Raw genomic sequence first — 26,532 nt, forward strand, 5'->3', positions numbered from 1 at the left:
TGCAGGTGGGTCAGACCGGCAAGATCGTTGCGCCGCAGCTGTACATCGCCGTTGGTATCTCCGGTGCGATCCAGCATCTGGCTGGCATGAAGGATTCCAAGGTGATCGTTGCGATCAACAAGGACGAAGAGGCGCCGATCTTCCAGGTGGCCGACTATGGCTTGGTCGCCGACCTGTTCGAAGCCGTACCGGAACTGGAAAAACTGGTCTGAGTTCATCGATTCGGCGGATCAGTTTCTTTCGAGATTGATTCGCAGCGTGTCCCCACACCCTGCACGGGCTTGGCCCGGCAGGGTGTTTTTTGTCGGCCAAGGATTACTGGTTGGTGTTTTTACCCGTTTTGGGCAGCAGGCCGTCGCTGCGGAACATTGCCTTGATTCCGCGCAGGGCCTGGCGGGTGCGATCCTGGTTCTCGATCAGCGCGAAGCGCACGTGATCATCACCGTAGTCGCCGAAGCCCAGTCCCGGCGATACGCACACCTTGGCTTCAGTCAGCAGCTTCTTGGCGAACTCCAGTGAGCCCAGGTGAGCGTAGGCCTCGGGAATCCTGGCCCAGATATACATTGAGGCCTTGGGCTTTTCCACCATCCAGCCGATCTCGTGCAGCCCCTTGACCAGTAGGTTGCGGCGCTGGCGGTACTGCTCGGCGATGTCGCGCACGCATTGCTGGTCGCCTTCCAGCGCGGCTATGGCCGCCACCTGAAGCGGGGTGAATGTGCCGTAGTCGTGGTAGCTCTTGATCCGTGCCAGGGCCGCGACCAGTTCCTTGTTGCCGACCATAAAGCCGATGCGCCAGCCGGCCATGTTGTAGCTCTTGGACAGGGTGAAGAACTCCACCGCGATGTCCTTGGCGCCCGGTACCTGCATGATCGACGGCGCCGTCCAGCCGTCGTAGACGATGTCGGCATAGGCCAGATCGTGCACCACCAGCACGTCGTAGCGCTTGGCGAGGGCCACCACACGTTCGAAGAAGTCCAGCTCCACGCACTGCGCGGTGGGGTTGGAGGGGAAGCCGAGGATCATCATTTTCGGTTTCGGGATGGCTTCGCGGATGGCCCGCTCCAGCTCGGCGAAGAAGTCGACGCCCGGCACTAGCGGCACGGAGCGCACTTGGGCGCCGGCTATTACAGCTCCGTAAATGTGGATGGGGTAGCTGGGGTTGGGTACCAGTACCGTATCACCATGATCCAGCGTGGCCAGCATCAGATGTGCTAAGCCTTCCTTGGAGCCGATGGTGACAATGGCTTCGCTGTCCGGATCTATCTCCACGTCGTAGCGGTCCTTGTACCAGCGCGAAATGGCGCGGCGCAGGCGGGGAATACCGCGGGAGGTGGAGTATCCGTGGGTGTCTTCACGCTGGGCGACTTGCACGAGCTTCTCGACGATGTGCGGCGGCGTCGCACCGTCCGGATTGCCCATGCTGAAATCAATGATGTCCTCTCCACGGCGGCGGGCGGCCATCTTGAGTTCGGCAGTGATGTTGAAGACGTAGGGGGGGAGACGATCGATGCGCGCAAAACGGCGCTTGGCGTTGTCGGCCATGCTTTCCTCGGATACGTAAGCGCCCGGAACCGTCCGAGCGACGTTGGTCGCATAAGGCGACCTGGTCGAGAAGATAAGCGCGTCTCCGTCTCGCTGTCCAGTACAGTCAGCGAGCGGCGCGGCGCAAAACAACTTTTTTCGTCAATGGCAAAGAGGTGTGGAGCTGTTCCTGCATATGTCGTTGCAGCTCAGCGTTCCAGCATCTGCTTGACGCTGCTTTGCGGGATCTGTTGTTTGCGGCCCTCGCTATCGGTGAACTCCAGCATGCCGGTGTCCTCGTCGAGTTCCGGCTTGCCATTACTGGTGAGCATCTGGCCGTCGGTGGTGGTGATGATGTATTCGTTAGCACAACCGGCTAGGCCAAACAGGCACAGGACGGCGATGATCCATGGTTTCATGACAGACTCCTGAATGGTTTCGGGGGGCTCCCTATTCAGAAGGTAGCCGCTGATACGGCAGCTGCAAGCCGAGGGCGGCAAAGACATCCGGTACGGCCATAAAAAAGCCCCGCACTGGGCGGGGCTTTTTGCATCACGCTAGGATCAGGCCTGAACGACCGGGATCTTGGCGTTGGCCGCTGCCTCACGGAAGTCGGCGATCTGGTCGAAGCTCAGGTAGCGGTAGATGTCGCCAGCCATGCTGTCGATATCCTTCGCGTAGGCCATGTACTCCTCGACGGTCGGCAGCTTGCCGAGAATCGAAGCGACCGCAGCCAGTTCGGCAGAGGCCAGGTACACGTTGGCGCCATCGCCCAGACGGTTCGGGAAGTTACGGGTCGAGGTCGAGACCACGGTGGAGTTGGCAGCAACGCGAGCCTGGTTACCCATGCACAGCGAGCAGCCCGGCATTTCCATGCGCGCACCGGCCTTGCCGTAGATGCCGTAGTAGCCTTCCTCGGTCAGCTGGTGAGCATCCATCTTGGTCGGCGGCGACAGCCACAGACGAGTCGGGATACCGCCCTTGACCTTGTCCAGCAGCTTGCCGGCAGCACGGAAATGACCAATGTTGGTCATGCACGAGCCGATGAACACCTCATCGATCTTGTCGCCAGCCACAGTAGACAGCAGGCGGGCGTCGTCCGGATCGTTCGGGGCGCAGAGGATCGGCTCCTTGACTTCGGACAGATCGATTTCGATGACTGCTGCGTACTCGGCATCGGCGTCGGCTTCCAGCAGCTCCGGCTTGGCCAGCCAGGCTTCCATGGCTTGGGCGCGGCGCTCCAGGGTACGGGCATCACCGTAGCCTTCGCTGATCATCCAGCGCAGCAGGGTGATGTTGGATTTCAGGTACTCGGCGATAGCTTCTTCCGGCAGCTTGATGGTGCAGCCGGCAGCCGAACGCTCGGCGGAGGCGTCGGACAGCTCGAATGCCTGCTCGACGGTCAGGTTATCCAGGCCTTCGATCTCCAGGATGCGGCCGGAGAAGATGTTCTTCTTGCCCTTCTTCTCGACGGTCAGCAGGCCCTGTTGGATGGCGTAGTAGGGGATGGCATGAACCAGATCACGCAGGGTGATACCGGGTTGCATCTTGCCCTTGAAGCGCACCAGAACCGATTCCGGCATATCCAGCGGCATTACGCCGGTGGCGGCGGCGAAGGCCACTAGGCCGGAGCCAGCCGGGAAGGAAATGCCGAGCGGGAAGCGGGTGTGCGAGTCACCACCGGTGCCAACGGTGTCAGGCAGCAGCATGCGGTTCAGCCAGCTGTGGATGATGCCGTCGCCCGGACGCAGAGATACTCCGCCACGGGTGCGGATGAAATCCGGCAGAGTGTGGTGGGTCTTGACGTCGATGGGCTTCGGATAGGCTGCGGTGTGGCAGAAGGACTGCATTACCAGGTCAGCGGAGAAGCCCAGGCAGGCGAGGTCTTTCAGCTCGTCGCGGGTCATCGGGCCGGTGGTGTCCTGGGAGCCGACGGTAGTCATCTTCGGTTCACAGTAGGTGCCCGGACGAACACCGGCGACGCCACAGGCCTTGCCGACCATCTTCTGTGCCAGGGTGTAGCCCTTGCCGCTATCAGCCGGCTGCTCCGGCTTCTTGAACAGGTCGGACGGTGCCAGGCCCAGTTCGGCGCGGGCTTTTTCGGTCAGGCCACGGCCAATGATCAGCGGGATGCGGCCGCCAGCGCGGACTTCGTCGAGCAGTACAGGGGTCTTCAGTTCGAAGGTGGTGATGACTTCGTCGGTACCGTGCTTGCAGACTTTGCCGGCAAACGGATAGACGTCGATCACGTCGCCCATATTGATGTTCGACACATCGAACTCGATCGGCAGGGCGCCGGCGTCTTCCATGGTGTTGTAGAAGATCGGGGCGATTTTGGTGCCGAAGCAGAAGCCGCCTGCGCGCTTGTTCGGAACGTAGGGGATGTCGTCACCGAAGAACCACAGCACCGAGTTGGTGGCGGATTTGCGCGAGGAGCCGGTACCGACCACATCGCCGACGTAGGCAACCGGGAAGCCCTTGGCCTTGATTTCTTCGATTTGCTTCAGTGGGCCGATGGAGCCCGGTTGATCGGGGGTGATGCCATCGCGGGCCATCTTCAGCATGGCCAGTGCGTGCAGCGGGATGTCGGGGCGCGACCAGGCATCTGGAGCCGGGGAGAGGTCGTCGGTGTTGGTCTCGCCGGGCACTTTGAACACGGCCAGGCTGTACTTCTCGGCGATTTCCGGCTTGCTGGTGAACCACTCGCCGTCAGCCCAGGACTGCAGTACGGCCTTGGCGTTGACATTGTCGGACTTGGCCTTTTCGGCTACGTCATGGAAGGCGTCGAACATCAGCAGAGTGTGCTTGAGCTGCTCGGCTGCAACTGCGCCCAGCTCGGCATCGTCCAGCAGTTCCACCAGAGTGGCAATGTTGTAGCCGCCCTGCATGGTGCCGAGCAGTTCGACAGCACGCTGTTTGCTGATCAGCGGGGAGCTGGCCTCGCCCTTGGCAAGGGCAGAGAGGAAGCCGGCCTTGACATAGGCTGCTTCGTCAACGCCTGGCGGTACACGGTTGGTGATCAGGTCGACGAGGAGTTCTTCTTCGCCTGCGGGCGGGTTCTTCAGCAGCTCAACCAGGCCTGCTGTTTGTTCGGCGTTCAGCGGCTGGGGCACGATGCCCTGAGCGGCACGCTCTGCTACGTGTTTACGGTAGGCTTCAAGCACAGTTATTACCCTCATCAGTGGTCCCAAAGGCTTGTCCGGGACGCGATCCAGAGACGCGTGAATCCGGCGCTTCCCGGCTTTATGAGCCGGTCAGCCACGTATGTCGCGCGCATCCTGTAGAAGCTGCTTTCAAAGTTTTACGCCGGCAGGATGTTCTGATGAGGGCAGGGCAGGCGCCAGAGAGGGGGCTCCAAGTGCCTGCACCGGCCAGCGTACCTGCAGGATCGACTGTGCTCGTGACGCTTTGAAAACAGCTTCCAACGGACATTGGCGCCTCGAAAGGCGGCGCCGATTCTAATGGAAAACACGATAAAAGTTAAGACGACAACTGGCATCGGGCAGGGGTGATCTGGATTAGACAAAGGGCTAAGATGCCAGGCCGTTCTGCCGTTTGTGTCGTTATTCCATGTCCAATCAGCGTATCAAGACGCCTTGCGTGGGGCTGTGCTCGACTGTCTATGGCGATATGATCTGTCGCGGCTGCAAGCGCTTCCATCATGAGGTGATCAACTGGAATCGTTACACCGAGGACGAGAAGCGTGCTGTCTGGATGCGCCTGGAGGCGCTGCTGGTGCAGGTGATGGCCGCGAAGCTGGAAATTTTTGATGAACAACGTCTACGTCAGCAATTGGAGCGGCGGCAGATACGTTTTTCGGTTCAGCAGTCGCCTTATTGCTGGGCTTATCAGTTGCTTGCTCGAGGGGCGAGGGTGATCAATCAGCTGGAGGCTTATGGCATGGTGCTGTTGCCCGAATTTCGCGATTGGCCCTTGCCGGAGCTGCGCGATGCCATTGATCGAGAGTTTTTCCTGCTGTCGGAGGCGCACTACGAGCGCTACATTGCGCCGAAGTTTCTGCGTGAGGGCATGGAGCTGCGCGTTTAGCGACGAGCAGAAGAAGGCCGTGCGGTTGCCCGGTCGGCCTTCACCTGCCGGAAAGTGCCCTAGCGCTGTGCCACCAGATTTTCGAGGTGAGCGATGATGTCCTCGGGCTTGAGTACCAGGACGTCGCTTTCCAGCGAGTCGAGCACCACTTCGGCCGTATTACCGATCAGTGCCCCGGACAGGCCGGTGCGGGCCACGGTACCGATGACGGTCACGGCTGCATTGAGCTTGTGGGCTATGTGTGGGATCACCACATCTGCCGGCCCTTCAATAACGTGCAGGCGCTCGTCGGCGATTTCGTATTCATTCTGAAATGTACGGCACTGCTCGCGATAGCGCGCCTCAATGGTTTCCTTGAGCTGGAAGGTCGGATCTGCCGCCGAGAGCATGGGCGTCGGGTGGGCGGTCACCACGTGTAGCGTGCCCTTGGCCAGGCTGGCAATGTCGTAACCATGGCTGACGATGCCGGCATGCAGGGTGCGGTGCTCGTTGTCGGAGTTACCCACGTCAACGGCAGCGAGAATGTTGCCGCCGGCCCAGGGTGTGTCGGTTTTGACCATCAGCACTGGAGCAGGGCAGTAGCGCAGCAGTTTCCAGTCATCTGGAGTAAGGATGGCCTTCTTCAATGGATTGTCTGGGTGGTGCTGCTTGATGACCAGGCCGCAGCCTTCTGCCTGTTGCACGGCAATGATGGTCTGGTGCGGGGTTTCATGCCACGCCTGTTGAGTGGAAACGGAATAACCATCCCTCTCCAGCGAACTGCCGAGCTCAGCTAGGAGGGTGCTATGTTGCTGCTTTCTGTCACATACCAGCAGGTGCAGATGGGATTGAGTGACGCCTGCGATAAGTCGGGCCCGCTTAAGTGCGAGGTTTTCCGGGTGTTGCGGGTCCACTACCACCAGAATGCTACGGATCGCTTGCATGATCGGTTCCTGATAATGAGGCACTTGTCCGGACTATAGGCGTACCGCTATCAGGGCGGCGTTGATCTGCATCAACGAGCTGCTGGCCGTCCTGTCTGCCCTCCGTATAATGGCCCGCCATTGCCTATCTGGCCAGTTTCAAGAGCGCTGCAAAATGATGCCAACTATCCAGCATGTTCCGCGTGGCAGCGAGGAACCAGTATCGATCCTGCAGGAAATCCTCGATTTTCTTGGCGGCGTCGCAACCCCAGAGGGCTGGTTGCGGGAGGCTTTGCGACAGCAGGAGATCCTGTTGCTCGACCACCGTAATCTGGAATACAAGGCGGCGCAGACGGCTTTGAGCTTGATGGGGCGCTACCTGACCAAGACCGAATTGACCGCAAGAATGTCACGTCTGGCACGTGAGGAGCTGGTTCACTTCGAGCAGGTCAGCAGGATCATTCGTGAGCGTGGCATTGAGATTCGTCATGTTTCCGCCTCGCGTTATGCCGCGGGGCTGCGCGCATTGTTGCGTGGCGGTGAAGTGGAGCGGTTGGTGGATGTGCTGGTGGTAGGAGCGTTTATCGAGGCACGCTCGTGCGAGCGTTTCGCCGCGCTGGTGCCACATCTGGATGCTGAGCTGGCGAAGTTCTATGCCGGGCTGCTGGAGAGTGAAGGGCGTCACTATCGGGGTTATCTCAAGCTGGCGTATCTCTATGGTGATGCAGCCGATGTGGATGCGCGTATCGAGCAGGTTCGGGCGGTGGAACAGGAGCTGATCACCTCGTCGGACGAGCAGTTCCGCTTTCATAGTGGTGTGCCGGCATAAGGCCGTCGCTAAGTGGGGCTTGCCTTGTATTTGCGATATTTATAAGGCACTGCAGGGTTGCTTCAGCGCGTAGGCCGGTAGTGTTGTCCAGGCGTTCCTGGGCGTATGTCTCGGCTACGGCTCGATGGCTTCTATAGGAGCAAGTTCGAACGGCGCCTGGTTGAGCCCCTGGTCGTCGACTTGCAGGGCCCAGCCCTGGCGATCCCAGTCCCCCAGCACAATGCGCCGTGCCGGCTGGTTGTCTACTTCGAGGTGGTGCACGGCCGGGCGATGGGTGTGGCCGTGGATCAGAATGCGCACGTTATGTTTGGCCATCACCCGGATCACCTCTGAGGGCGTGACGTCGATGATATCGCTGGCCTTCATCCGTGTTTGGGCGCGGCTTTCATTTCGCAGCTTGCGTGCCAGTTTACGTCGTATGTTCAGTGGCAGGCTGCGCAGAATCAGCAGCGACAGCGGGTTGCGCAGCCAGCGCCGCAGCTTAATGTAGCTGGTATCCCGGGTACACAGGCTGTCGCCATGCATCAGCAGTACAGACTCGCCGTTGAGCCGTACCACGCTCGGGTCCTTCAGCAGGATGCAACCCGCTTCACGACAGAAGCGCTTGCCGATAAGAAAGTCGCGGTTGCCATGCATCAGATAGAGGTGCGTACCGGTATCGCTCAGTTCGCGCAGAGCCTGGGCGATTTCCCTCTGGAAGGGAGACATGCCATCGTCGCCAATCCATACCTCGAAAAAGTCGCCGAGGATGTACAGGGCTTCGGCCTGGCGGGCGCGGGTCTTCAGGAAATGCAGAAACGCCCGGGTGATATCCGGGCGTTTCTCTTCCAGATGCAGATCTGAGATCAGCAGAATCATCGGCTTACTCGGCGACGATCTCGGCTTTCTCGATGATCACATCATCCACTGGTACGTCCTGGTGACCCGCCTTCATGGTGGTGGCCACAACCTTGATCTTGTCGACTACGTCCATGCCCTCGACTACCTCACCGAACACGGCGTAGCCCCAGCCCTGTACAGTCGGTGCGCTGTGATTGAGGAAGTGGTTGTCGGCGACGTTGATGAAGAATTGTGCGCTGGCCGAGTGTGGCTCCATGGTGCGGGCCATGGCGATGGTGCCGGTGGTGTTGGCCAGACCGTTGTGCGCCTCATTCTTGATCGGGGCGCGGGTGGGTTTCTGTTTCATGCCAGGCTCGAAGCCACCGCCCTGGATCATGAAGTTGCCGATCACGCGATGGAAAATGGTGCCGTCGTAGTGGCCGTCCCGCACATATTGCTTGAAGTTGGCTACGGTTTCCGGCGCTTTGTCGGCAAACAGCTTCAGGGTGATGACGCCGTGGTTGGTGTGCAGTTTGATCATGCTTGCATCCGTGATGAGACTGGTTCGAGCCGAGGCTCGGGATGGGAAGCACCTGGCAGGGTAGTTCGAACCCTGTCAGGGCCTTGACAGGTTGGTTATGATACGGACTTTGCCCGAAGCGGCCTACCCGTGCCGCACACGTATTCTCTCTAAGGACACCATGACCAAGCCCACCGTCGAAAAAGCCGCCAACTTCCTGCGCTCCATCGTCCAGGCCGATCTGGAGAGCGGCAAGCACACCCGCATCGTCACCCGCTTTCCCCCGGAGCCGAACGGCTACCTGCACATCGGCCACGCCAAGAGCATCTGCCTGAACTTCGGCCTGGCCGAAGAGTTTGGCGGCCAGTGCAACCTGCGCTTCGACGATACCAACCCGGCCAAGGAAGACCAGGAGTACATCGACGCGATCAAGGCCGATGTCCAGTGGCTGGGTTTCCAGTGGGCGGGCGAGGAGCGCTACGCCTCCGACTATTTTGATCAACTGCATGACTGGGCCATCGAGCTGATCAAGGCCGGCAAGGCCTTCGTCTGCGACCTCAATGCGGAAGAGATGCGCGAGTACCGCGGCAGCCTCACCGAGCCCGGCAGGAACAGCCCGTACCGCGACCGCAGCGTCGAGGAGAACCTCGACCTGTTCGCCCGCATGAAGGCCGGCGAGTTCCCGGACGGCGCCAAGTCGCTGCGCGCCAAGATCGACATGGCCTCGCCGAACATCAACCTGCGCGACCCGATCCTCTACCGCATCCGCCACGCCCATCACCATCAGACCGGCGACAAGTGGTGCATCTACCCGAGCTACGACTTCACCCACGGCCAGTCGGACGCCATCGAGGGCATCACCCATTCCATCTGCACTCTGGAATTCGAGGATCACCGCCCCCTCTACGAGTGGTTCCTGGAGAATCTGCCGGTGCCGGCCAGGCCGCGCCAGTACGAGTTCGCCCGGCTGAACCTCAATTACACCATCACCAGCAAGCGCAAGCTCAAGCAACTGGTCGATGAGGGCCATGTCAGTGGCTGGGACGACCCGCGCATGTCTACTCTGTCCGGCTATCGTCGGCGTGGTTATACACCGGCTTCGATCCGCAACTTCTGCGACATGATCGGCGTCAACCGTGCTGGCGGCGTGGTGGACATCGGCATGCTGGAGTTCGCCATTCGTGAGGATCTGGACGCCAATGCTGCTCGCGCAATGTGCGTGCTCAATCCTCTGAAGGTGGTAATCACCAACTACCCCGAGGGCAAGGTCGAGAACCTCGAGCTGCCGCGCCATCCCAAGCAGGACATGGGGGTGCGCGTGCTGCCGTTCAGCCGCGAGATCTACATTGATGCCAGCGACTTCGAGGAAACCCCACCGGCCGGCTACAAGCGCTTGGTTCCCGGTGGCGAAGTGCGCCTGCGTGGCAGCTACGTAATTCGTGCCGACGAGGCGATCAGGGACGAGGCCGGCAACATCATCGAGCTGCGTTGCTCCTATGACGAAAACACCCTGGGCAAGAACCCGGAGGGGCGTAAGGTCAAGGGCGTGATCCACTGGGTGCCGGCGGCGGAAAGCGTCGAGTGCGAGGTGCGTCTGTACGATCGTCTGTTCAAGTCGGCCAACCCGGAGAAGGCCGAGGAGGGAGGCAGCTTCCTCGACAACATCAATCCGGACTCTCTGGTGGTGCTCAAAGGTTGCCGTGCCGAACCGTCGCTGGCTGAGGCCACTTCCGAGGATCGCTTCCAGTTCGAGCGCGAGGGTTATTTCGTTGCTGACCTGAAAGACTCCAAACCGGGCGCTCTGGTGTTCAATCGCACCGTGACCCTGCGCGATTCCTGGGGGCAGTAATGGCGCTTTCCCTCTACAACACCCTGACCAAGACCAAAGACAGTTTCCAGCCGCTGGATGGCAACAAGGTGCGCATGTACGTGTGCGGCATGACCGTGTACGACTACTGCCATATTGGACATGCTCGGGTGATGGTGGTCTTCGACGTGGTCACCCGCTGGCTGCGCCAGCGCGGCTACGACGTGACCTACGTGCGCAACATCACTGATATCGACGACAAGATCATCCGCCGCGCCAACGAGAACGGTGAGCCGTTCGAGGCACTGGTCGAGCGCATGATTGCCGCCATGCATGAAGATGAGGCGAGTCTGAACGTGCTGCGTCCGGATATCGAGCCGCGTGCGACCCAGCACATCGATGGCATGTTCGCGATGATTCAGACCCTGGTCGACAAGGGCTACGCCTACGCGCCGGGCAATGGCGACGTGTACTACCGCGTCGGCAAGTTCCAGGGCTATGGCAAGCTATCGCGCAGGAAGATCGAGGATCTGAAGATCGGTGCGCGCATCGAGGTCGACGAGGCCAAGGAGGATCCGTTGGACTTCGTGCTCTGGAAGGCCGCCAAGCCCGGCGAGCCGAGCTGGAAGTCACCCTGGGGACTAGGTCGTCCGGGCTGGCATATCGAGTGCTCGGTGATGTCCACCTGCTGTCTGGGCGAGACCTTCGACATCCACGGCGGTGGCCCGGATCTGGTGTTCCCTCACCACGAGAACGAAATCGCACAGAGCGAGGCGGCCACCGGCAAGCTCTACGCCAAGGCCTGGATGCACGCCGGTGCGGTGCGCGTGGACGGTGAGAAGATGTCCAAGAGTCTGGGCAACTTCTTCACCATCCGCGAGGTACTGGAAAAGTACCATCCGGAAGTGGTGCGCTACCTGCTGGTGTCCAGCCACTACCGCAGCCCGATCAACTATTCCGAGGAGAGCCTACGCGAGGCCAAGGGCGCCCTGGAACGCTTCTACAACGGACTCAAGGGCCTGCCCGAGGCCGCTCCGGCTGGTGGCGAGTCCTTCGTTGAGCGCTTCGGCGCGGCGATGGATGATGACTTCAACTCGCCGGAAGCCTGTGCGGTGCTGTTCGAGATGATCCGTGAGGTCAACCGTCTGCGTGAGTCCGACGTGCAGGCCGCTGCCGGTCTGGCTGCCCAGCTCAAGCAACTGGCCAGCGTGCTCGGTGTTCTGCAGCTGGAGCCGGATGCGTTCCTGCAGGCCGGTGCCGCCGGCAAGGTCGATGCCGCCGAGGTCGAGGCACTGATCGCTGCACGCCTGCAGGCTCGTGCCGACAAGAACTGGGCGGAAAGTGACCGTATCCGCGACCAGCTCACTGCGATGGGCGTGGTGCTGGAAGACGGCAAGGGTGGCACGACCTGGCGTCTGGCCGAGTAAGTGCTGCGCTGAACGACAAAGGCTGCAGGAAAGCGGCCTTTGTCGTTCTAAGGGGAGCTGCCAAGCGCTCCTCCTTATGCCTAACCAAACGCCTCCGGGCATGGTCGCTGCCCGACAGGGTTCACGGATTTCGGCCGGGCTATGGCGTTACCGTTCAGGGGGGGCGCAGGGCATCCCAAGGGCTTACGGCGCGATTGCATCGAGCAGTTGCAGTGCCAGCCGCACGCGCTCGGCGTTGGGGTAATTGCGGTTGGCGAGTATCACCAGGCCTGTATCGCGCGCCGGCAGCAGCACGATGTAGGCGCCGAAGCCATTGGTGGAGCCTGTTTTGTTCAGTAGCAGATCGCCTTCGGCTGGTTTGGGTATGCTGAAACGCTCCACGGGCTGGGGTTGCAGCGCCATCTCTGCGGAGTTGCCAGCCTGCAGCTTCTCCAGGCTGATGGGGTAGACGTAGCGCTCCCAGCCCAGTGCCTGGATCATGTCACCGACCTGGTAGTAGCCGCGATGGGTGGCGCTGATGGCTTGGTGCAACCTTGAGGGCAGTCGCTCTGGATGCAGGTTGGCATCAATGAAGCGCAGCATGTCGGTGGCAGAGGATTTCAAGCCGTAGGCTTCGGCGTCCAGTGCGCCAGGGCTTACCCTCACTGCCTTGTCGTCACGGTAGCCCCAGGCATAGTGCGTCATCTGTTCGGGCGGTATGTGAATGTAGCTTTCCTGCAGGCCGAGTTGCGGCAGTAGATGCTTCTCCATTACCCGCTGAAAGGATTCGTCCAGGCTGGCGGCCGCCAGATGGCCGAACAGGCCAATACTAGGGTTGGAATACAGTCTTTGCGTGCCTGGCGGATACGCCGCCTGCCAGTTGTGGTAGTAAGCGAGCATTTGGCGTTCGTTGTCGACCGTATCCGGGAATTGCAGCGGCAGACCGCCAGTGGTGTAAGTTGCTAGATCTAATAGGCTGACATGGTCGAATGCGCTGCCTCGCAGTGCTGGTAGGTACTGACTGGCGCTGTCGTCGAGGTTCAGTGTGCCGCGGGCTGCGGCATAGGCGCCGAGGGTGGCGGTGAATAGTTTACTGATCGAGCCCAGCTCAAAGAGAGTGTGGCGATCCACTGCCTGGCCACTTTCGTGTGAGGCGACACCGTATTCGAATAGGTGTTGCTGCCCTCTATGGCTAATGGCAATGGCCATTCCTGGGATGGAGTAGGTTTGCATCATCGATTTCGCGGCAGTGTCCACGCGTTCTCCCAGGGAAGGCGCTGCAGACGTCTGGCTGGTAAGTAGCAGTACCAGAATTGCGCACAGAGAATGATACCGTTTGTGCATAGTGAACTCCTTTCCATGGCGAAATGAGACAAGTACCGCCAGTAGTCGTTTCGCGGAGCAAGGCACTGGTCTAATGCCCTGGTAAAAGGTTCAGGCTGGATATCTAAATCCCAGAGGGGGCTTTGCGGTTGGGTTCGGCGTTCACAGTCTTCCGAAGGCGATATCGAAGCGGTCTGCTTCGATAGAGGCAGCCATAGCTGTGCTCGCCTGCCATGACGAGTGATACGTTGAGTCTATGAGTTGCTGCAGAAATGACAACGGCACCTGCGGGTGCCGTTGTTCCGTTTGGGATGTTATTCATTCATGCATGCAGGTGTTCAGCTGCGTGCAGGGTATTTTCCAGCAGGCCGGCGCGCGTCATCGGACCGACGCCGCCTGGGACCGGAGTGATCCAGCCTGCGCGGGGTAGGGCGGTTTCGTAGACTACATCGCCGACCAGCTTGCCGTCTTCCTGGCGATTGATGCCGACGTCGATAACGATGGCGCCTTCCTTGATCCACTCGCCCTTGACCAGGCCCGGTTTGCCTGCAGCTACCACTACGATGTCGGCTTGCGACACGTGATGGGCCAAATCCTTGGTAAAACGATGGGTGACGGTCACGGTGCAGCCGGCCAGCAGTAGCTCCATGGCCATTGGTCGGCCAACGATATTGGAGGCTCCGACTACTACTGCATGCATGCCGTACAGGTTGGCTCCTGTGCTTTCCAGCAAGGTCATGATGCCTTTCGGTGTGCAGGGGCGCAGCAGTGGCATGCGCTGCGCCAGTCGACCGATGTTGTAGGGGTGGAAACCGTCGACGTCCTTGTCCGGGCGAATGCGCTCAAGCAGTAAGGAGGCGTCCAGGTGGTCAGGCAGCGGCAATTGCACGAGGATGCCGTCAATCGCCTGATCGTCGTTGAGTTCGTCGATTAGAGCGAGCAGATCGGCTTGCGTGGTCTCAGCCGGCAGGTCGTAGGCGCGCGAAAGAAAGCCGACTTCCTCGCAGTCCTTGCGTTTGTGTGCCACATAGACCTGGGAGGCAGGATCAGTACCCACCAGAATCACCGCCAGGCCGGGAGCGCGAAGGCCTTCTTGGTGGCGTTCGGCAACGCGTTGGGCAATCTGCTGGCGGAGGCGGGCGGCGATCACCTTGCCGTCGATCAGTTGTGCGGTCATTACGCTGATTAACCATTTGAAAGGGATGGAAAAAGAAGGCGCATTCTCGCATGTGCGTGCGATGGGGCAAAGGCGGCGGCCGCGGTTTTCGCGTAACTCCTTTAAATAGCTGAATTTTTTTGAAAGTTTCTGTTGACGACCCGGGGAGGCGTCTATAACATTCGCCCCGCTTCTCAGGAACAGCCACTCGCTGGGTCAGACGGCAAGAATCGAGCGTTAAGCTGGATTCGAGTCGAGAGCTTGAAATCCGCGTTCTGTGGGTGGATAAGCGCCCGTAGCTCAGCTGGATAGAGCATCCGCCTTCTAAGCGGATGGTCGCAGGTTCGAGTCCTGCCGGGTGCGCCATTCAGGCGATCGGGCATTTTGGGTAAGCAAGTGATATGGTGGGCGTAGCTCAGTTGGTAGAGCACAGGATTGTGGCTCCTGGTGTCGTGGGTTCGATTCCCATCGTCCACCCCATATTCCGAAATGCCAGGCTCTTTAGCCTGGCGTTTTTGTTTTAAGATACAAGCCACGCGGACGTGGTGAAATTGGTAGACACACCAGATTTAGGTTCTGGCGCCGCAAGGTGTGAGAGTTCGAGTCTCTCCGTCCGCACCATCTTACAAGTCCTTCCCGATTGCCGCCTGCTTCTAGGGTGACTTCTTTTTATCGACCCTCTAGAATGCATGTCCTTGATTCGGGGCCGGTCCGAGCCGGTAATGTCTGTGCAACGAGGAATATACATGCAAGTTTCTGTTGAAAGCACTTCTGCTCTTGAGCGCCGCATGACTGTCGGCGTACCCGTCGAGCGCATCGAGACCGAAGTCAACAAGCGTCTGCAACAGACTGCCCGCCGTGCCAAGATCCCTGGCTTCCGTCCCGGCAAGGTGCCGATGAGCGTCATTCGTCAGCGTTATGAGGATGCTGCCCGCCAGGAAGCACTGGGTGACCTGATCCAGGCGACCTTCTATGAGGCGGTGGTTGAACAGAAGCTGAATCCGGCTGGCGCTCCGGCCGTGGAGCCGAAGGTCTTTGAAAAAGGCAAGGATCTGGAATACGTCGCCACCTTTGAGGTGTTTCCGGAGTTCGAAGTCGCCGGTTTCGAGTCAATTGCTGTCGAGCGTCTTCAGGCTGAAGTGGTCGACAGTGATGTCGACAACATGCTGGACATCCTGCGCAAGCAGAATACTCGCTTCGAAGTCGTGGAGCGTGCTGCCGAGAACGGTGACCAGCTGAACATTGATTTCGTCGGCAAGATCGACGGCGAAGCCTTTGCTGGCGGTAGTGCCAAGGGAACCCAATTGGTACTGGGTTCCGGGCGGATGATTCCGGGCTTTGAAGATGCTCTGGTTGGCGTTAAGGCTGGTGAAGAGCGTGTGATCACCCCGACCTTCCCTGAGGACTATCAGAACCTTGAGTTGGCCGGCAAAACTGCCGAGTTCACCGTGACTGTAAACAGCGTTTCCGCGCCGCAACTGCCGGAGCTGAATGACGATTTCTTCGCTCTGTTCGGGGTCAAGGAAGGCGGTCTGGAAGGTTTCCGTGCCGAAGTTCGCAAGAACATGGAGCGCGAGCTGCGTCAAGCGGTTAAGGCCAAGGTCAAGAATCAGGTGATGGACGGTCTGTTGTCTGCCAACCCGATCGAGGTGCCTAAGGCGCTGATCAGCAACGAAGTGAATCGTCTGCGCGTGCAGGCCGTCCAGCAGTTTGGTGGCAACATCAAGCCGGATCAACTACCGGCCGAATTGTTCGAGGAACAGGCCAGGCGTCGTGTGGTTTTGGGGTTGATCGTTGCTGAAGTGGTTAAGAAGTTCGAGCTCAAGCCTGACGAGGCCCGCGTCCGCGAGCTGATCGAGGAAATGGCCTCGGCCTACCAGGAGCCTGAGCAGGTTGTTGCCTGGTACTACAAGAACGACCAGCAGCTCAACGAAGTGCGTTCGGTTGTGCTGGAAGAGCAAGTTGTAGATACTGTCCTGCAGAAGGCCCAGGTAACCGATAAAGCGGTTTCCTACGAAGACGCAGTCAAGCCGGCGGAAGCTCCGAAAGCCGACTGATCTCGTAACCTCGTTCGAGCACACCACCATAAGCCAGCCTCCGTGCTGGCTTATGCGCATTTGAGACATGACTATTAGGGAGTGAGCGCAAGACATGTCCCGCAATCCTTTTATGCAAAACATGCCTGAAATCCAGGCTGCTGGCGGCCTGGTGCCGATGGTCATCGAGCAGTCTGCTCGTGGCGAACGGGCCTATGACATCTATTCGCGCCTGCTCAAGGAGCGCGTGATTTTCTTGGTTGGCCAAGTCGAGGACTATATGGCCAATCTGATCTGTGCCCAGCTACTGTTTCTGGAAGCGGAAAATCCGGACAAGGACATCCACCTGTACATCAATTCGCCAGGCGGATCGGTAACGGCCGGTATGGCCATTTACGACACCATGCAGTTCATCAAGGCTGACGTTTCCACTACCTGTATCGGCCAGGCATGCAGCATGGGAGCTTTCCTGTTGGCTGGCGGCGCAGCGGGAAAGCGCTACTGTCTGCCAAACTCGCGTGTGATGATTCACCAGCCGTTGGGCGGCTTCCAAGGACAGGCCTCGGATATCGATATTCATGCTCGTGAGATCCTCTACATTCGTCAGCGCCTGAACGAGTTGCTGGCCCATCACACCGGCCAGAGCCTGGAAACTATCGAGCGCGACACCAACCGCGACTACTTCATGAGTGCGGCTCGTGCCGTTGAGTATGGCATCGTCGACGCGGTTCATGAGAAGCGGAAGATGCCTGTCTAGGGGTGGCTGTAGCGCGAGCGGATCCTTTTGGCGCGGGTCGCGCCCTTGAAAATGCCCGCGTTTGCCTTCATCTTGTGTTTCAAGCCTACCGCATTGGATTGATCGAATGACTGATACCCGTAACGGCGAGGATAACGGCAAGCTGCTCTATTGCTCCTTCTGTGGCAAAAGCCAGCACGAAGTGCGCAAGTTGATCGCCGGTCCTTCCGTATTCATCTGCGACGAATGCGTCGACCTGTGCAACGACATCATCCGTGAGGAGGTGCAGGAAGCCCAGGCTGAGAGCAGCGCGCACAAACTGCCAGCCCCCAAGGAAATCAGTGCCATCCTCGATCAGTACGTGATTGGCCAGGAACGGGCGAAGAAGGTGTTGTCGGTGGCTGTCTACAACCACTACAAGCGCCTGAGTCAGCGTGACAAGAAAGACGATGTCGAGCTGGGTAAGAGCAACATCCTGCTGATCGGCCCAACCGGCTCCGGCAAGACTCTGCTGGCCGAGACCTTGGCTCGCCTGCTCAATGTGCCCTTTACCATTGCTGACGCTACCACGCTGACCGAGGCTGGTTATGTGGGCGAGGATGTCGAGAATATCATCCAGAAGTTGCTGCAGAAGTGCGACTACGATGTCGAGAAGGCTCAGATGGGCATCGTCTATATTGACGAGATCGACAAGATTTCGCGCAAGTCAGACAACCCATCGATCACCCGCGACGTATCGGGTGAGGGCGTGCAGCAGGCACTGCTAAAGCTTATCGAGGGTACTGTGGCCTCGGTGCCGCCACAGGGCGGCCGCAAGCACCCGCAGCAGGAGTTTCTGCAGGTCGATACGCGCAGCATTCTGTTTATCTGCGGCGGCGCTTTCGCTGGTTTGGAAAAGGTTATTCAGGCCCGTTCCACCAGGGGGGGCATCGGCTTTGGTGCGGAAGTTCGTAGCAAGGAAGAGGGTAAGAAAATCGGTGAATCGCTGCGTGAGGTCGAGCCGGACGATCTGGTCAAGTTCGGTCTGATCCCGGAGTTCGTCGGTCGTCTGCCGGTGATCGCGACCCTGGAGGAGCTGGACGAGGCTGCGCTGGTGCAGATTCTCACAGAGCCTAAAAACGCGCTGACCAAGCAGTATGCCAAGCTCTTCGAGATGGAAGGTGTGGATCTGGAGTTCCGTCCGGACGCGCTCAAGTCTGTTGCGCAGAAGGCGCTGGAACGTAAGACCGGAGCGCGTGGCCTGCGTTCGATTCTGGAAGGGGTGTTGCTCGATACCATGTACGAGATTCCCTCTCAGGAGAACGTAAGCAAGGTCGTGATCGATGAAAGCGTCATCGAAGGTACCTCCCAGCCGCTGCTGATCTACGAGAGCAGCGAGCCGCAGGCCAAGGCTGCGCCGGAGGCATAGCCGCGCCGTTGCGTGATGCAAGCGAGGGGCCGTCAGGCCCCTTTCGCATTTCAGGACATTATGCTTGTTTTTTACAGAGGCTACCCCCATCTTAGGGTGAAGGGTAATCCCGCCTGTTTACGGCCACATGGCCGCCGCTGAGCCGAAATCATGAAGACAACCATCGAACTGCCTCTCTTACCATTGCGTGATGTCGTGGTCTATCCGCACATGGTCATTCCGCTTTTCGTCGGGCGTGAAAAATCCATCGAGGCCCTGGAGGCCGCGATGACAGGGGATAAGCAGATTCTTCTGGTGGCCCAGAAGAACCCTGCGGTCGATGATCCGGATGATCAGGATCTTTATCGTGTAGGTACCGTCGCCACTGTTCTACAACTGCTCAAGCTGCCCGATGGCACTGTCAAGGTGTTGGTCGAGGGTGAGCAGCGTGGCTCGATCGAGCGCTTCGTCAAGCTTGAGGACCACTGCCGTGCTCAGGTTCAGTTGATCGAGGAGGGGGATGTCGCCGAACGCGAGTCTGAGGTCTTCATTCGCAGTCTGCTCAGCCAGTTCGAGCAGTATGTACAGTTGGGCAAGAAGGTGCCGGCCGAGGTGCTTTCCTCTCTCAACAGCATCGATGAACCGGGTCGTCTGGTAGACACCATGGCCGCACACATGGCGTTGAAGATTGAGCAGAAGCAGGAAATTCTCGAGGTCACCGAGTTGTCGGCGCGTGTCGAGCATGTGCTGGCGTTGCTGGATGCTGAGATTGACTTGCTGCAGGTGGAGAAGCGCATCCGCGGGCGGGTCAAGAAGCAGATGGAGCGCAGTCAGCGTGAGTACTACCTCAACGAGCAGATGAAAGCCATCCAAAAGGAGCTGGGCGACATCGATGAGGGGCACAGCGAGCTTGATGAGCTGCGCAAGAAAATCGATAGCGCGGGCATGTCCAGTGAGGCGCTAGCCAAGGCCAACGCCGAGTTGAATAAGCTCAAGCAGATGTCTCCGATGTCTGCTGAAGCCACTGTGGTGCGTTCCTATATTGACTGGCTGGTGAATGTGCCCTGGAAGGCCGAAAGTAAAGTGCGTCTGGATCTGGCGCGTGCTGAGAGTATTCTCGATGCCGACCACTACGGTCTGGAAGAGGTCAAAGAGCGCATTCTCGAGTACCTTGCTGTACAGAAACGGGTGAAGAAGCTCAAGGGGCCGGTACTGTGCCTTGTCGGCCCGCCTGGCGTGGGCAAGACCTCACTGGCGGAGTCCATCGCCACGGCAACTAACCGCAAGTTTGTGCGCATGGCCTTGGGTGGTGTGCGTGACGAGGCTGAAATTCGTGGCCACCGGCGTACCTATATCGGTTCTATGCCTGGCCGTCTGATCCAGAAGATGACCAAGGTGGGTGTGCGTAATCCCCTGTTCCTGCTCGATGAGATCGACAAAATGGGGCAGGACATGCGCGGCGATCCGGCCTCCGCGCTGTTGGAAGTTCTCGATCCTGAGCAGAACCACAATTTCAATGATCACTATCTGGAGGTGGATTACGACCTGTCGGACGTGATGTTCCTCTGCACGGCCAACTCGATGAACATTCCCGGGCCGTTGTTAGATCGCATGGAGGTGATCCGCCTGCCCGGTTATACCGAGGACGAGAAGGTCAATATTGCCACGCGCTATCTGGTGCCCAAACAGACCAAGGCTAACGGCCTGAAGAAGGATGAGCTGGAGTTCGACGAAGCGGCTATCCGCGACATTATCCGCTACTACACCCGGGAGGCGGGCGTGCGCAGCCTGGAGCGGCAGATCGCCAAGGTGTGTCGCAAGGTCATACGGGAGCATACTGCCGAGAAACGCTTCCAGGTTCGAGTTACGGCCGAGTCGCTGGAGCGCTTCCTCGGTGTACGCAAGTACCGGTATGGGTTGGCCGAGCAACAGGATCAGATCGGTCAGGTAACCGGACTGGCCTGGACGCAGGTGGGGGGTGAGCTGCTTACCATTGAGACGGTGGTAGTCCCGGGCAAGGGCAATCTGATCAAGACTGGCTCCCTTGGTGATGTGATGGCGGAGTCAATGACGGCAGCCCTGACGGTGGTGCGCAGCCGTGCAAAGAGTCTGGGAATCGCTGCAGATTTCCACGAAAAGCGTGACGTTCACATCCATATGCCCGAAGGTGCTACCCCAAAGGATGGCCCCAGTGCGGGTATCGGCCTGTGTACGGCGCTGGTTTCGGCGCTGACTCAGATTCCGGTGCGTGCCGAGGTGGCCATGACTGGAGAAATCACGCTACGTGGTCAGGTACTGGCCATTGGCGGCCTGAAGGAAAAACTTCTGGCAGCTCATCGTGGCGGAATCAAGACCGTTATCATTCCTGAAGAGAACGTTCGCGATCTGAAGGAAATCCCGGCGAATATTAAGCAGGACCTGCAGATTAAACCGGTCAAATGGATTGACGAGGTCCTGCAAATTGCGCTGCAATACGCCCCGGAGCCCTTGCCTGATGCGGCTCCCGAGATGGTTGCAACGGATGACAAACGCGAGACTGATTCCAAGGAGCGAATCAGCACGCATTAGCCGGGGGGCTTCCTTGACACTTTTTTTGGGCCCTTGTTATAAAGCGGCTCTTATCGTGTCGGCAGGCCATCCAGCACCCGCTTTGCTTACACTAAAAAACAGAAACAAACTCAACAGAAATTAAGGGGACTTAGAGTGAACAAGTCGGAACTGATCGATGCCATTGCTGCATCTGCTGATATCCCGAAAGCTGTTGCTGGCCGCGCGCTGGATGCAGTAATTGAATCCGTCACTGGCGCTCTGAAGGCCGGTGACTCCGTCGTACTGGTTGGTTTCGGCACTTTCGCTGTAAAAGAGCGTGCTGCGCGTACTGGACGCAATCCGCAGACCGGTAAGCCGATCAGCATTGCTGCCGCCAAGATCCCGGGCTTTAAAGCTGGCAAGGCTCTGAAGGACGCCGTCAACTAAGCGTCTTCCGGATTTGCCTCGTCGTCAGGCAGGTACTGGCGACCGTCATGAGGCAGGGCAGGTAGGCTCGACTTATCCGCACTGATCGCTTGACACGTTACGAGAAGGCGCATCCCCGGATGCGCCTTTCTTCTATCTGGACATTACCCACACTGCGCGGCTGTTTGTCTGTACGGTCGTTCTGGGGGAAGCATGCTGCAAAACATCAGGGACAATTCACGCGGTTGGATTTCCAAAGTCATTATCGGCCTCATCGTCATCTTGATGGCCTTCACCGGCTTCGAGGCTATCGTTACCGGTACCAGTAACCGCAACAATGCGGCTGAAGTGAACGGAGAGGTGATCACCCTCGACGAGCTGAACCTGGCTGTCGAGATGCAGCGGCGTCAGTTGATTCAACAGTTCGGCCGTGATTTCGATACCTCTCTGCTTGACGACAATCTGCTGCGAGATGCAGCCCTCAGGGGATTGATCGACCGGAAGCTGGTTCTGCAGGCTGCCAGCGATGCTAACTTCGTCTTCTCGCAGGCAGCGGTGGATCAAGTATTGCTGCAAACTCCCGAGTTTCAGGTCGACGGCCGTTTCAATACCGAGCGCTTCGACCAGTTGCTTCGCCAGTATGGCTATAGCCGTTTGCAATATCGCCAGAAGCTGGAAGAGGAGATGCTGATTGCCCAGTTGCGTGCCGGCATCGCCGCCACCAGCTTTGTCACCGAAGAGCAGGCCCGTGCCTTTGCCAACCTCGAGCGTCAGACCCGCGACTTTGCCAGTCATGTTATCAAGGCGAACCCGGACGCGATCGAGCTGAGTGATAGCGACGTGGGAGAGTATTACGCTAGCCACGCTGCCGAGTTCACCAGCCCTGAGCAGGTCGTGCTGGAATACGTTGAACTTAGCAAGAGCAGCTTCTTCGACCAGGTAGAAGTCACTGACGAAGAGCTGCAGCCTCTGTACGAGAGCGAAATTGCCAACCTGGCCGAGCAGCGTCAGGCTGCTCATATTCTGATTGAGGGCGATGACGACAAGGCACGCACCCGCATTGAGGAAATCAAGGCACGTATCGATGCCGGCGAGGATTTTGCCGAGCTGGCTCGTGAGCTGTCTCAGGATCCCGGTTCTGCTGCTGATGGAGGTGATCTGGGTTATGCCGGGCGTGGTGTCTATGACCCAGCTTTCGAAGAAGCGCTCTATGCATTGAAGCCGGATCAGGTTTCCGAACCGGTCAAGAGCGAGTTCGGTTGGCACCTGATCAAGCTGCTTGACGTGCGGGCGCCGGAAGTGCCGAGTTTCGACAGTCTCAAGGATAAGCTGGAGCGTGAATTCAAGTCCCAACAGGTGGAGCTGCGTTTTGTTGAGGCTACCCGACAGCTTGAGGATGCCGCATTTGAGGCCTCTGATTTGGCTCAGCCAGCTCAGGAGTTTGGTTTGACCGTCAAGGTAAGCGAGCCGGTCGGTCGTGAGGGAGGGGCATCTGGTATTACCGCCAATCGTCAGGTACTGCAAGCTGCTTTCAGTGAAGAGTTGCTGGAGGAGGGGCGCAACAGCTCCACCATCGAGCTGGATCCCAATACCGTGGTCGTAGTGCGGGTCAAGGAGCACCTCAAGCCTGAGCAGTTGCCACTTGAGCAGGTCAGCGACAGCATCCGTAGTCATCTACAGCAGGAGCTTGCCAGCGCGGCAGCCAAGGCCGAAGGCGAGAAATTTCTGGTGGCACTGCGTGCGGGTGAGGAGCAGGAGTTAAGCGACTGGCAGGTGCATGAAGCCGTAACACGCAGCCAGGAGAATGTCGAGCCGCAGATTCTGCAAGCACTCTTCCGCATGCCCAAACCGGCCAGCGCTGGGGAGCCAACCTTTGCCGGCGTGACCCTGAACAATGGTGATTATGTGGTGCTGCGTCTTGATGGCGTGAGCCAGCCTCAGGAGGCTCTGAATGAAGAGGAGCTTGCCATGTACCGCAATTTCCTCGCCTCGCGAGTTGGCCAGCAGGACTTTGCTGCTTTGCGCAAGCAGCTGGAGACTAGCGCAGACATCGAGCGTTTCTGATGACGTACGGGTAGTGCCATAGTCAGTGGTCTATCCCGAAAGAAACCGATGCCGCATGCCGGCATCGGTTTTTTTGTGCCTGCTTGCCCTGCATTGACTATTTTGATCATGCTGCTTCGGCAACGGGCAAATTCAGGTCATGTCATAAGTCGTCAATGCCGCTCGCAGCTCTGGGGCGCGTCTTAAGTTCAGCTGCGCTTCTTGCGATTGACTATCTCGGCGGCCTTGATTATGTCTTCACCAATCACCCCTTCGAACTGTTGCCAGACAGGACGCATGGCCTCTCTCCAGGCTTGGCGCTGTTCTGGAGTTAGGCTGATGACCTTGCTCTGGCCGGATTCGATGATGCGTTGGCGGTCGCGCTGGTTGTCAGCCTCGGCTTGCTTGTTAACGGCAAAGGTCACTTCATCGATGATGCTTTCGAGTTGGGTTCGAATCTGGTGCGGGATGCTGTACCAGAAGCGCGGGTTGCTCACCAGCATATAGTCGAGCACGCCGTGATTGGTTTCACTGATGTAGGGCTGTACTTCATGCAGCTTCTGACTGTGAATGTTCGACCAAGGGTTTTCAGCACCTTGCACGTGACCGCTCTGCAGTGCACGGAAGGTTTCGGAGAACGGCAGCTTCTGGGTCGTGGCACCTAGTTTGGCGAACTGAGCTTCCAGCACTGCGGATGGTTGAATGCGAAAGTTCAAGCCGCTGGCGTCGCTGGGCAAGATCAATGTGCGGTTGGCCGATAGCTGTTTCATGCCGTTGTGCCAATAGGCCAGGCCGACGATATTGTGATCTTCCATCGAACGCAGCAGTTGGCGTCCCTTGGCGCGTTTCTGAAAGCGGTTGACTGCCCCGATATCGTCGAACAGAAAAGGTAGATCAAACACCTGAAGCTGCTTGGTGTATTGCTCGAATTTGGCCAGGGAAGGCGCTAGCAGTTGTACTTGGTTGTTGCGCAAGGCTTCCAGTTCATCGGCATCGCCATAAAGGCTGGAGTTTGGATAAACCTCGACCTGCACCTTACCGGCCAGGCGTTCTTCTACTAGCGACTTGAACAGCAGAGCGCCTTGGCCTTTGGGTGTGTTTTCTGCCACTACGTGAGAGAACTTGATGTGAATGGGTTCGTCGGCCAGTGTCAGCTCGCTGTTGCAGGCGGCCAATGCCAGGGCATAGAAGGCCAGGCGGCGAAATGAATTGAGCATAGTTCAACCTGTGTTCTTGTTGGTTTTCGAGGCGGAGGCCCCTTTGTTATAGCTGGTATGAATCAAATGATTAGGCAGAATTCGAGCCAGCGGAAAAACATCGCAAGGCCTGTGCCAGACCAGACTTGCGATATGCGGAGTGTTGGCTTCAGGATCTTGGGCAGCTGTGTAGTTATTAATGGCGATTTTTCGCCATTAATGTGTTGCCATTAGGCGAAAAACTGCCGGCAGCCTATTGTCGCTGTGTGTAGGAAAGAGGGCGGGAGAGGGGGGAAATCCGATGCAGACAGACATCGGATTTCTCGAAGGAAATACGCTGCTGTGCAAAACAGCAGCGTATTGATCAGAGGGCAACGCTTGCCAGGCCTGCTTGCTGCACCAGATCCAGCAGCGGTTGCGGGTAGACGCCGAGGATGAAGGCGAGCAGGGCGACCACCAGCAGCATGATGCCGCCAGCGCGCTGGCCCCAGTCGAAGGGGGCATCGTGGTGATGCATGTTGGGTTCGCGCATGAACAGGGTGACCATCACCCGCAGGTAATAGAACACGCCGATGGCGCTGCCCAGCACCATCGCACCGAGCAGCCACCACAGCTGCGCCTCGACACCGGCTGCGATCACGTAAAATTTGCCGATAAAGCCGGCGGTCAGCGGAATGCCGGCCAGCGACAGCATCATCACCGTGAGTACCGCAGTCAGGTACGGGCGGCGCCAGAACAGACCGCGGTATTCATACAGAGCGTCGGCATCACGACCACTGTAGGGCGTGGACATGAGGGTTATTACGCCGAAGGCACCGAGACTGGTCAGCACATAGGTGGCCAGGTACACACCGATGGCTTCCACCGCCAGGCCCTTGCTGGCGATCAGCGCCACTAGGAGATAACCGAAGTGGGCGATGGAGGAATAGCCCAGCAGACGCTTGAGGTTGTTCTGTAGCAGTGCCAGCAGGTTGCCGAACAGGATCGAGGCCACCGCAATCAGGGTGAGAAGATCATTCAACCAGCCACCGGCGGTAGCTGGAGACATCTGGTACAGGCGCAGCAGCACAGCGAACACAGCTACTTTGGTGGCGGTAGCAAGGAAAGCCGCTACCGGCGCCGGTGCGCCCTCGTAGACATCTGGAGTCCACAGATGGAAAGGCACCAGCGACAGCTTGAACGCCAGGCCAATCAGCATCATGCCGATACCGATCTCGACAATCAGGCTGCTGCCGTTAGCCAGGCTGGTGCCGATCTCGGTAAAGGCCAGGCTGCCGGATTCAGCGTAGAGCAGGGCCATGCCGAACAGTAGGAAGGCGCTGCCGGCAGCGGACAGCACCATGTACTTGATGCCTGCCTCCAGCGAACGCTTGTTGAAGAAGGCGTAGGCTACCAGACCGTAGCTGGGGACCGAGAGCAGCTCCAGACCGATGAACAGGCCGGCCAGATTCTGTGCACTGACGAGTACCAGGCCGCCGGCTGCCGAGAGCAGGATCAGCAAGTACATTTCCTCGCGGTTACCGGGGTAGCCGTGACCGGACTCGGCACCGAGATAGGCGTGGATCAGTGTAATGCAGGCTAGCGTCGCGGCCAGTACCAGCGCCATGTAGTAGCCAGCGAAATGGTCGATCAGCAGCAACGGGGTGACCTGCAGCGGGGTGGCATCCAGTGCGGGGATTAGTGACAGCAGGGCAAGGTTGAGGCCGATGACCGAGAGTACGAAGGTCAGGGCATGGTTGCGTTTCCAGGCAACCGCAAGCATCACTACCAGCACGGTCACACTGGTGACCAGCAGCGGCAGCAAGGCGATCAGGTGTTGAGTCGTGAATTCCACAGCTTGATGTTCCAT

Annotated in this window: 20 protein-coding genes, 3 tRNA genes and 1 pseudogene; 14 read left to right on the forward strand and 10 right to left on the reverse strand. The window is 58.7% G+C overall.

Going from position 1 to position 26,532, the window contains the following annotated elements:
- A partial coding sequence (locus NCCP436_RS12240; RefSeq protein ID WP_048377694.1) for an FAD-binding protein occupies positions 1–212 on the forward strand: 212 nt, incomplete at its 5' end.
- A gap of 103 nt (positions 213–315) precedes the next feature.
- Here NCCP436_RS12240 and alaC read toward each other — a convergent pair.
- The 3 genes from alaC to acnB form a co-directional block, all read right to left on the reverse strand.
- Complete coding sequence (gene alaC / locus NCCP436_RS12245; protein ID WP_220804285.1) at positions 316–1,542, reverse strand: alanine transaminase; 1,227 nt, start codon at positions 1,540–1,542, stop codon at positions 316–318.
- Between the two features lie 188 nt (positions 1,543–1,730).
- Positions 1,731–1,940, reverse strand: coding sequence for a YgdI/YgdR family lipoprotein (locus tag NCCP436_RS12250; RefSeq protein WP_220804286.1), 210 nt, complete (start codon positions 1,938–1,940; stop codon positions 1,731–1,733).
- A 144-nt stretch (positions 1,941–2,084) separates the two neighbouring features.
- Positions 2,085–4,685, reverse strand: a complete 2,601-nt coding sequence (gene acnB, locus NCCP436_RS12255) for a bifunctional aconitate hydratase 2/2-methylisocitrate dehydratase (protein WP_220804384.1) — start codon at positions 4,683–4,685, stop codon at positions 2,085–2,087.
- Between the two features lie 406 nt (positions 4,686–5,091).
- Between acnB and NCCP436_RS12260 the strand changes: the two genes are divergently transcribed.
- On the forward strand, positions 5,092–5,568 hold the full coding sequence (locus NCCP436_RS12260) for a DUF1289 domain-containing protein (RefSeq protein ID WP_220804287.1): 477 nt from the start codon (positions 5,092–5,094) through the stop codon (positions 5,566–5,568).
- Positions 5,569–5,627: 59 nt separating this feature from the next.
- On the opposite strand, the gene NCCP436_RS12265 is transcribed toward NCCP436_RS12260, so the two are convergent.
- Entirely contained in the window at positions 5,628–6,491 is an 864-nt protein-coding gene (locus tag NCCP436_RS12265) for a universal stress protein (protein ID WP_220804288.1), read from the reverse strand.
- A gap of 154 nt (positions 6,492–6,645) precedes the next feature.
- On the opposite strand from NCCP436_RS12265, the gene NCCP436_RS12270 reads away from it, so the two are divergent.
- Positions 6,646–7,299 (forward strand): tRNA-(ms[2]io[6]A)-hydroxylase, encoded by a 654-nt coding sequence (locus NCCP436_RS12270; RefSeq protein ID WP_220804289.1) that lies wholly within the window; start codon positions 6,646–6,648, stop codon positions 7,297–7,299.
- A gap of 114 nt (positions 7,300–7,413) precedes the next feature.
- Here the strand turns inward: NCCP436_RS12270 and lpxH are convergent, their stop codons facing one another.
- Together lpxH and NCCP436_RS12280 are read right to left on the reverse strand one after the other, a co-directional pair.
- A complete protein-coding gene (gene lpxH / locus NCCP436_RS12275; RefSeq protein WP_220804290.1) occupies positions 7,414–8,157 on the reverse strand; it encodes a UDP-2,3-diacylglucosamine diphosphatase in 744 nt (247 codons plus the stop codon).
- Between the two features lie 4 nt (positions 8,158–8,161).
- Entirely contained in the window at positions 8,162–8,659 is a 498-nt protein-coding gene (locus NCCP436_RS12280) for a peptidylprolyl isomerase (protein WP_220804291.1), read from the reverse strand.
- Between the two features lie 160 nt (positions 8,660–8,819).
- Here NCCP436_RS12280 and NCCP436_RS12285 point away from each other — a divergent pair, with 160 nt between their 5' ends.
- Both NCCP436_RS12285 and cysS read left to right on the forward strand, forming a co-directional pair.
- Positions 8,820–10,487 (forward strand): glutamine--tRNA ligase/YqeY domain fusion protein, encoded by a 1,668-nt coding sequence (locus tag NCCP436_RS12285; protein WP_220804292.1) that lies wholly within the window; start codon positions 8,820–8,822, stop codon positions 10,485–10,487.
- Positions 10,487–11,872 (forward strand): cysteine--tRNA ligase, encoded by a 1,386-nt coding sequence (gene cysS / locus NCCP436_RS12290; RefSeq protein ID WP_220804293.1) that lies wholly within the window; start codon positions 10,487–10,489, stop codon positions 11,870–11,872. Before NCCP436_RS12285 ends, cysS begins: the two co-directional genes overlap by 1 nt.
- Positions 11,873–12,055: 183 nt before the next feature.
- Here the strand turns inward: cysS and ampC are convergent, their stop codons facing one another.
- Both ampC and folD read right to left on the reverse strand, forming a co-directional pair.
- On the reverse strand, positions 12,056–13,195 hold the full coding sequence (ampC, locus tag NCCP436_RS12295) for a class C beta-lactamase (protein ID WP_220804294.1): 1,140 nt from the start codon (positions 13,193–13,195) through the stop codon (positions 12,056–12,058).
- 301 nt (positions 13,196–13,496) lie between these two features.
- Positions 13,497–14,351 carry a bifunctional methylenetetrahydrofolate dehydrogenase/methenyltetrahydrofolate cyclohydrolase FolD gene (gene folD / locus NCCP436_RS12300; RefSeq protein WP_220804295.1) on the reverse strand — a complete coding sequence of 285 codons (855 nt, stop codon included), beginning with the start codon at positions 14,349–14,351 and terminating at the stop codon, positions 13,497–13,499.
- Positions 14,352–14,619: 268 nt separating this feature from the next.
- Between folD and NCCP436_RS12305 the strand changes: the two genes are divergently transcribed.
- From NCCP436_RS12305 to NCCP436_RS12345, 9 genes and pseudogenes are all read left to right on the forward strand, one after another.
- Positions 14,620–14,696, forward strand: a tRNA-Arg gene (locus tag NCCP436_RS12305).
- 38 nt (positions 14,697–14,734) lie between these two features.
- A tRNA-His gene (locus NCCP436_RS12310) sits at positions 14,735–14,810 on the forward strand.
- Positions 14,811–14,866: 56 nt separating this feature from the next.
- Positions 14,867–14,951 (forward strand) — tRNA-Leu (locus NCCP436_RS12315).
- 125 nt (positions 14,952–15,076) lie between these two features.
- Positions 15,077–16,387 carry a trigger factor gene (tig, locus tag NCCP436_RS12320; protein WP_220804296.1) on the forward strand — a complete coding sequence of 437 codons (1,311 nt, stop codon included), beginning with the start codon at positions 15,077–15,079 and terminating at the stop codon, positions 16,385–16,387.
- Positions 16,388–16,481: 94 nt separating this feature from the next.
- A complete protein-coding gene (gene clpP, locus NCCP436_RS12325) occupies positions 16,482–17,123 on the forward strand; it encodes an ATP-dependent Clp endopeptidase proteolytic subunit ClpP (RefSeq protein WP_220804297.1) in 642 nt (213 codons plus the stop codon).
- A gap of 106 nt (positions 17,124–17,229) precedes the next feature.
- Complete coding sequence (clpX, locus tag NCCP436_RS12330; RefSeq protein WP_220804298.1) at positions 17,230–18,510, forward strand: ATP-dependent Clp protease ATP-binding subunit ClpX; 1,281 nt, start codon at positions 17,230–17,232, stop codon at positions 18,508–18,510.
- Positions 18,511–18,660: 150 nt separating this feature from the next.
- Entirely contained in the window at positions 18,661–21,057 is a 2,397-nt protein-coding gene (gene lon / locus NCCP436_RS12335; protein WP_220804299.1) for an endopeptidase La, read from the forward strand.
- Positions 21,058–21,165: 108 nt separating this feature from the next.
- Positions 21,166–21,465 (forward strand): annotated as a pseudogene (locus NCCP436_RS12340) (HU family DNA-binding protein); the annotation flags it as partial.
- A gap of 192 nt (positions 21,466–21,657) precedes the next feature.
- The gene (locus tag NCCP436_RS12345) at positions 21,658–23,508 is read left to right on the forward strand and encodes a SurA N-terminal domain-containing protein (RefSeq protein WP_220804300.1); all 1,851 of its coding nucleotides are present in this window, start codon (positions 21,658–21,660) and stop codon (positions 23,506–23,508) included.
- Between the two features lie 188 nt (positions 23,509–23,696).
- Here the strand turns inward: NCCP436_RS12345 and NCCP436_RS12350 are convergent, their stop codons facing one another.
- Together NCCP436_RS12350 and nuoN are read right to left on the reverse strand one after the other, a co-directional pair.
- Positions 23,697–24,704, reverse strand: coding sequence for a TRAP transporter substrate-binding protein (locus NCCP436_RS12350; RefSeq protein ID WP_220804301.1), 1,008 nt, complete (start codon positions 24,702–24,704; stop codon positions 23,697–23,699).
- A gap of 343 nt (positions 24,705–25,047) precedes the next feature.
- Positions 25,048–26,517, reverse strand: coding sequence for an NADH-quinone oxidoreductase subunit NuoN (gene nuoN, locus NCCP436_RS12355; RefSeq protein WP_220804302.1), 1,470 nt, complete (start codon positions 26,515–26,517; stop codon positions 25,048–25,050).
- Positions 26,518–26,532: the final 15 nt, after the last annotated feature.

Origin of the sequence: Pseudomonas sp. NCCP-436 (assembly GCF_019656335.1) — a bacterium.
Lineage (GTDB): Bacteria > Pseudomonadota > Gammaproteobacteria > Pseudomonadales > Pseudomonadaceae > Aquipseudomonas.